Consider the following 5,443-nt stretch of genomic DNA (forward strand, 5'->3'; position numbering starts at 1 on the left):
GATATTATGCAATAACTTTTGCAACAACACCGGCGCCTACAGTACGACCACCTTCACGGATTGCGAAACGCAAACCATCATCCATCGCGATTGGGTGAATCAATGTCACGATCATGTTGATGTTATCGCCTGGCATTACCATCTCTACGCCTTCTGGCAGTTCGATAGTACCGGTTACGTCAGTTGTACGGAAGTAGAACTGTGGACGGTAACCTTTGAAGAATGGAGTATGACGACCACCTTCATCTTTGCTCAGGATATACACTTCTGATTCGAATTGTGTATGTGGCTTGATTGAACCTGGTTTTGCCAGTACTTGTCCACGTTGAATTTCTTCACGTTTAGTACCACGCAGTAAAACACCCACGTTCTCACCAGCACGACCTTCGTCAAGCAGTTTACGGAACATTTCAACGCCAGTACAAGTTGTTTTAACTGTTGCTTGAATACCAACAATCTCAACTTCTTCACCAACTTTAACGATACCACGCTCAACACGGCCTGTTACTACTGTACCACGACCTGAGATTGAGAATACGTCTTCAATTGGCAGCAGGAATGGTTTGTCAATTGCACGCTCTGGTTCTGGGATATAGCTATCCAGGAAACCAGCTAGTTCAACAATTTTCGCTTCCCACTCTGGAACACCTTCCAGTGCTTTCAGTGCAGAACCACGGATAACTGGAGTGTCATCACCTGGGAAATCGTACTGAGAAAGAAGTTCACGAACTTCCATTTCAACGAGTTCTAACAGTTCTTCGTCGTCTACCATGTCACATTTGTTCAGGAACACGATGATGTAAGGAACACCAACTTGGCGACCTAACAGGATGTGTTCACGCGTTTGTGGCATTGGGCCATCAGTCGCAGCAACAACCAGAATTGCACCGTCCATCTGCGCAGCACCCGTGATCATGTTTTTAACATAGTCGGCGTGACCTGGGCAGTCTACGTGTGCGTAGTGACGAGCTGGGGTGTCATATTCTACGTGTGAAGTAGAGATAGTGATACCACGTGCTTTTTCTTCTGGTGCGTTATCGATTTGATCGAATGCACGAGCAGAACCGCCGTAAGTTTTTGCTAGAACAGTAGTGATAGCTGCTGTCAGAGTAGTTTTACCATGGTCAACGTGGCCGATTGTACCAACGTTAACGTGCGGTTTTGAACGTTCAAATTTTTCTTTAGACATTAGATTGTCCCTCTAAGACACGGAATCGGTGGTCAGACCACATCAACCAAGCATAAATAAGTTTGCTTGTATTATTTACAGGAGACAAATCAGGGATTATTGAGTACATAGGGGAAGTGGTGCTGATAGGCAGATTCGAACTGCCGACCTCACCCTTACCAAGGGTGTGCTCTACCAACTGAGCCATATCAGCACATCTTGGAGCGGGCAGCGGGAATCGAACCCGCATCATCAGCTTGGAAGGCTGAGGTAATAGCCATTATACGATGCCCGCAATGAACTCGGCTACCTGAGTTATCAGCTGCTAAACTTTTCTTGATTTATCCATTGAGGATTATCAAGGAGATGGTGGTGGGAGAAGGATTCGAACCTTCGAAGTCGATGACGGCAGATTTACAGTCTGCTCCCTTTGGCCGCTTGGGTATCCCACCTATCCAAATTTTTAATGGTGCCGGCACCAAGAGTCGAACTCGGGACCTACTGATTACAAGTCAGTTGCTCTACCAACTGAGCTATGCCGGCATCAAGTGCTGCGCATTCTAGGAAGACTGAGCGCATGTTGCAACAAAAAAATTAACTTTTTTGTTCGTTCGCTCACTTTTTATCCGTTTATTGCATTTTTGCTGTTTTTTTAACTCTTTCTCGCTTAAAACATCAACAGCAGCCTTTAACTATAATCCATTATTAATTCATGAGTAAAGAGCTCTAATAGGTTTACATTTTTTAAATGTCTATTTTATAGCCACTATCACACTTCTATCACTCTAATTGTTAGAGTGTTTTTTAGTCAGTTAATGTCTTTTTTACTGCACCCGTCAAAAAAAAAGCATATAAAACATAAAAAGTTCTACGCCTACAATCTTTCACTCGCTATGATGCTATCAAATTTTATGGATACGGATGTTTAGGCAACCTATCCAACCTGCATAAAATAGGCAGATGTTGGTTTATGAAACAAAATGAAAATTTTATTAACACTCCATATTTAGAGTTTGATAGAGAACATTGGTCAACTTTACGTGATTCAGTCCCGTTGACTCTAACATCCAGTGAGCTTCTTGAATTGAAAGGCATCAATGAAGAACTCTCGATGAAGGATGTTATCGAAATCTATCTACCACTATCTCGCTTACTTAATTTTTATATAAGCTCTAACCTACGTCGCCAAGCTGTCTTAGAACAATTCTTAGGGACTAATGAGGCCAAAGTTCCTTATATTATCGGCATTGCCGGCAGCGTGGCAGTAGGTAAGAGCACGACAGCCCGTTTACTTCAGGCCTTATTAACGCGCTGGCCAGAACACAGAAAAGTTGACCTTATTACGACTGATGGCTTTTTACATCCTAATCAGGTGTTAAAAGATAAAAATATAATGAAGAAAAAAGGTTTTCCACAATCTTATGATATGAGGAAACTAGTTAACTTTGTTTCACAGATTAAATCTGGCGCACGCCATGTTGCTGCGCCTGTTTATTCTCATTTAACCTATGATATTGTCCCCGACCAGCAACAAATCATCGATCAACCTGATATATTGATCCTTGAAGGGCTAAACGTTCTTCAAAGTGACATGGATTACCCGCAAGATCCGCATCATGTATTCGTTTCAGATTTTGTCGATTTTTCAATTTATGTAGATGCTGCACCACAACTATTAAAACAATGGTATATAGGACGCTTTTTAAAATTTCGCCAAGGTGCATTTTCTGCTCCTGGTTCTTATTTTCATAGTTACTCTAAATTAAGTGAAGAAGAAGCTATAAATATTGCTAGCTCAATTTGGGATGAGATTAATGGATTAAATTTAAAAGAAAATATATTACCAACAAAAGAACGAGCAAGTTTAATAATGACCAAAGGTGAAAATCATTCTATTCAAAGTGTTAGATTGAGAAAGTAGTTATTTTTTAATTATTATTGGCCGGTTTAATTCCGGCCCGAAATTTTATTATTCATTTGATCTTAATGATATTTCACCACCAATATATGGCACAATTTCTCCATTTTCTTTTTGTAATAAAAGTGCACCCTGCTCATTAATCCCTCGTTCAATGCCAACTATAATATCATTACCTATCAATAGCTTAATTTTTCTATTAAAAAAATTATCAAGCTTAAACCAACGCTCGATGAAAGGTTTTAAACCTGCTTTCTCAAATAAAACTAATGCTGTTCTTAATGTTTGAATAATATTTATTGATAATTCATTTCGTTCAATATCATTAACTTCATCTATTAAAGATGCCCATGACTGATTTATAGCCTTATTATCTTCAACGTTATTTTTATCCATTCCAATATTAATACCAATACCAATAATAATATGCGCAGCATCACCAGTTTTACCGGTTAATTCAACAAGAATACCTGCAAGTTTTTTATCATTCATATAAAGGTCATTAGGCCATTTTACTTTTACTTTTACTTTATTCGAACCTAACTTATTTAGTGTTTCAGCGATAACAATACCTACAACTAAACTTAACCCTATTGCCGCAGCAGGCCCTTGTTCGAGTTTCCAATACATTGACAAATAAAGGTTGCAACCAAATGGAGAGATCCATTGGCGGCCTCTCCTTCCTCGACCTGCACTTTGATATTCAGCTAAACAAGTATCACCCGATTTAAGATTTGGGATCCGTTCCAACATGTATTGGTTGGTTGAGTCAATAACAGGTTCTACGATGATATTAACGTCATCAATTTGCTTTTTAATTGTTTCTCTGTTTAATAGATTCATTTGGTAAGGGAGCTTATAACCTTTACCTGTCACCGTTTGAATATTCAAGCCCCATGATCGTAGCGTTTTAATGTGTTTATTAATTGCCGCCCTTGTCATGCCTAACTTATCGCCAAGCTGTTCACCTGAGTGCAGCTGTGCATCCGATAAAATATCAACAAGCTGTAAAGGTATACTTATCTCTCTCATACAAGACAATCCATAGCGTTAATCTCACCTTTCTTTCCAATAAATCTAACTTCAGGTTCTAAAAGAATACCAAAGCGCTTTGCAACTGTCTGGCTTACAAATTTAGCTAATTCAACAATATCTTGTCCTGTTGCTTGATTTTTATTAATTAAGACTAATGCTTGTTCTGTATGTACCGCAGCTCCGCCCATTTCATAGCCTTTCAAGCCACACTGATCGATTAACCACCCAGCAGCAAGTTTTACACGCCCATCTATTTGCAAGTATTGTGGGCAAGAAGGATATTCAACTTTAATTTTCTGCGCTTCTTCAGCTGATATAACGGGGTTTTTAAAAAAACTTCCCGCATTGCCTGTTACGGTAGGATCAGGTAATTTACTTTTACGTGTCTGACATACAGACTCAAAGACTTGTTGTGGAGTCACTATAGCGGGATCTAGCTTAGCAAGGTCTCCGTATGTTAGTTTTGGTGCCCATACTTTAGAAAGTTTCAATCCGACGCTAACAATGGCGTAATTCTCTTTATATGTATGCTTGAAAATACTATCACGGTATCCAAACTGGCACTCATCAACAGAAAGGCGAGTAATATTTCCAGTCGCTAAACAAAGTAGGTCAACATACTCACATATATCTTTTAATTCTAATCCATATGCGCCAATATTTTGAATAGGCGCAGAACCTACACAGCCAGGGATCAGTGCTAAATTTTCAGCACCATAAATCCCTTTGCTTAACAGTATTTCCAACAACTGATGCCAATTTTCACCGGCTCCAACTTGTATATGCCAGAATTCATCTGTCTGCGTTATTTGAATGCCTTTGATTCTATTAACGATGACGGCACCTTCAAAATCTTCAATAAATAAAATATTACTTCCACTACCAAGTAGCAATATGGGTAATTTTTTATTTGTTGTCTCTATCCACAGTTGATGTAAAGCATCCGCACTTTGTACGATAGATAAAGACGATGCTTTCGCCTCAATACCAAAGCTATTAAATAATTTGAGTTCAGAATTCAGGTTCATACTACCTTCAATACTAAAAAACTAAGATGAGGTAAGTCTATCAGTCAGGCTTAATAGAGAATAGTAGCAATCTATAAATAATCATATAAGTACAATCAACTTACTTATGTGAGCTAACGGATAAGATTATTATTTGATCTGAGTATATAAAATAGAAATGATTGAATGATGAAATGATGAAATGATGAAATGATGAAATGATGAAATGTTAATATCCTGGAAAGTAAAAAGCCACCTATAAGGTGGCTTTTCATTATTTAAAACCTAGCAGTTCCCTACTCTCACATGGGGAGA

General features: G+C 38.7%; 4 protein-coding genes and 4 tRNA genes. 1 reads left to right on the forward strand and 7 read right to left on the reverse strand.

Features of this window, described 5'->3' with window-relative positions; all coding sequences use genetic code 11:
- Positions 1-4: 4 nt before the first annotated feature.
- The 5 genes from tuf to DD649_RS02675 form a co-directional block, all read right to left on the reverse strand.
- Positions 5-1,189 carry an elongation factor Tu gene (gene tuf / locus DD649_RS02655; protein ID WP_294103340.1) on the reverse strand — a complete coding sequence of 395 codons (1,185 nt, stop codon included), beginning with the start codon at positions 1,187-1,189 and terminating at the stop codon, positions 5-7.
- 117 nt (positions 1,190-1,306) lie between these two features.
- A tRNA-Thr gene (locus DD649_RS02660) sits at positions 1,307-1,382 on the reverse strand.
- Between the two features lie 6 nt (positions 1,383-1,388).
- A tRNA-Gly gene (locus DD649_RS02665) sits at positions 1,389-1,463 on the reverse strand.
- Positions 1,464-1,535: 72 nt separating this feature from the next.
- Positions 1,536-1,620: transfer RNA gene (locus DD649_RS02670), tRNA-Tyr, on the reverse strand.
- Between the two features lie 15 nt (positions 1,621-1,635).
- Positions 1,636-1,711, reverse strand: a tRNA-Thr gene (locus tag DD649_RS02675).
- A gap of 427 nt (positions 1,712-2,138) precedes the next feature.
- Between DD649_RS02675 and coaA the strand changes: the two genes are divergently transcribed.
- Positions 2,139-3,089 (forward strand): type I pantothenate kinase, encoded by a 951-nt coding sequence (gene coaA, locus DD649_RS02680; protein WP_294103342.1) that lies wholly within the window; start codon positions 2,139-2,141, stop codon positions 3,087-3,089.
- A 48-nt stretch (positions 3,090-3,137) separates the two neighbouring features.
- On the opposite strand, the gene birA is transcribed toward coaA, so the two are convergent.
- Entirely contained in the window at positions 3,138-4,118 is a 981-nt protein-coding gene (gene birA / locus DD649_RS02685) for a bifunctional biotin--[acetyl-CoA-carboxylase] ligase/biotin operon repressor BirA (protein ID WP_294103344.1), read from the reverse strand.
- Positions 4,115-5,149 carry a UDP-N-acetylmuramate dehydrogenase gene (gene murB, locus DD649_RS02690; protein WP_336428950.1) on the reverse strand — a complete coding sequence of 345 codons (1,035 nt, stop codon included), beginning with the start codon at positions 5,147-5,149 and terminating at the stop codon, positions 4,115-4,117. Before murB ends, birA begins: the two co-directional genes overlap by 4 nt.
- Between the last annotated feature and the right edge of the window lie 294 nt (positions 5,150-5,443).

Origin of the sequence: Providencia sp. (assembly GCF_003533305.1) — a bacterium.
GTDB lineage: Bacteria > Pseudomonadota > Gammaproteobacteria > Enterobacterales > Enterobacteriaceae > Providencia.

What these genes read in the sequence shown, in the direction of transcription:
- tuf (WP_294103340.1), bottom strand. Translation starts at nt 1,189, where the DNA reads ATGTCTAAAGAAAAATTTGAACGTTCAAAACCGCACGTTAACGTTGGT.
- coaA (WP_294103342.1), top strand. Translation starts at nt 2,139, where the DNA reads ATGAAACAAAATGAAAATTTTATTAACACTCCATATTTAGAGTTTGAT.
- birA (WP_294103344.1), bottom strand. Translation starts at nt 4,118, where the DNA reads ATGAGAGAGATAAGTATACCTTTACAGCTTGTTGATATTTTATCGGAT.
- murB (WP_336428950.1), bottom strand. Translation starts at nt 5,149, where the DNA reads ATGAACCTGAATTCTGAACTCAAATTATTTAATAGCTTTGGTATTGAG.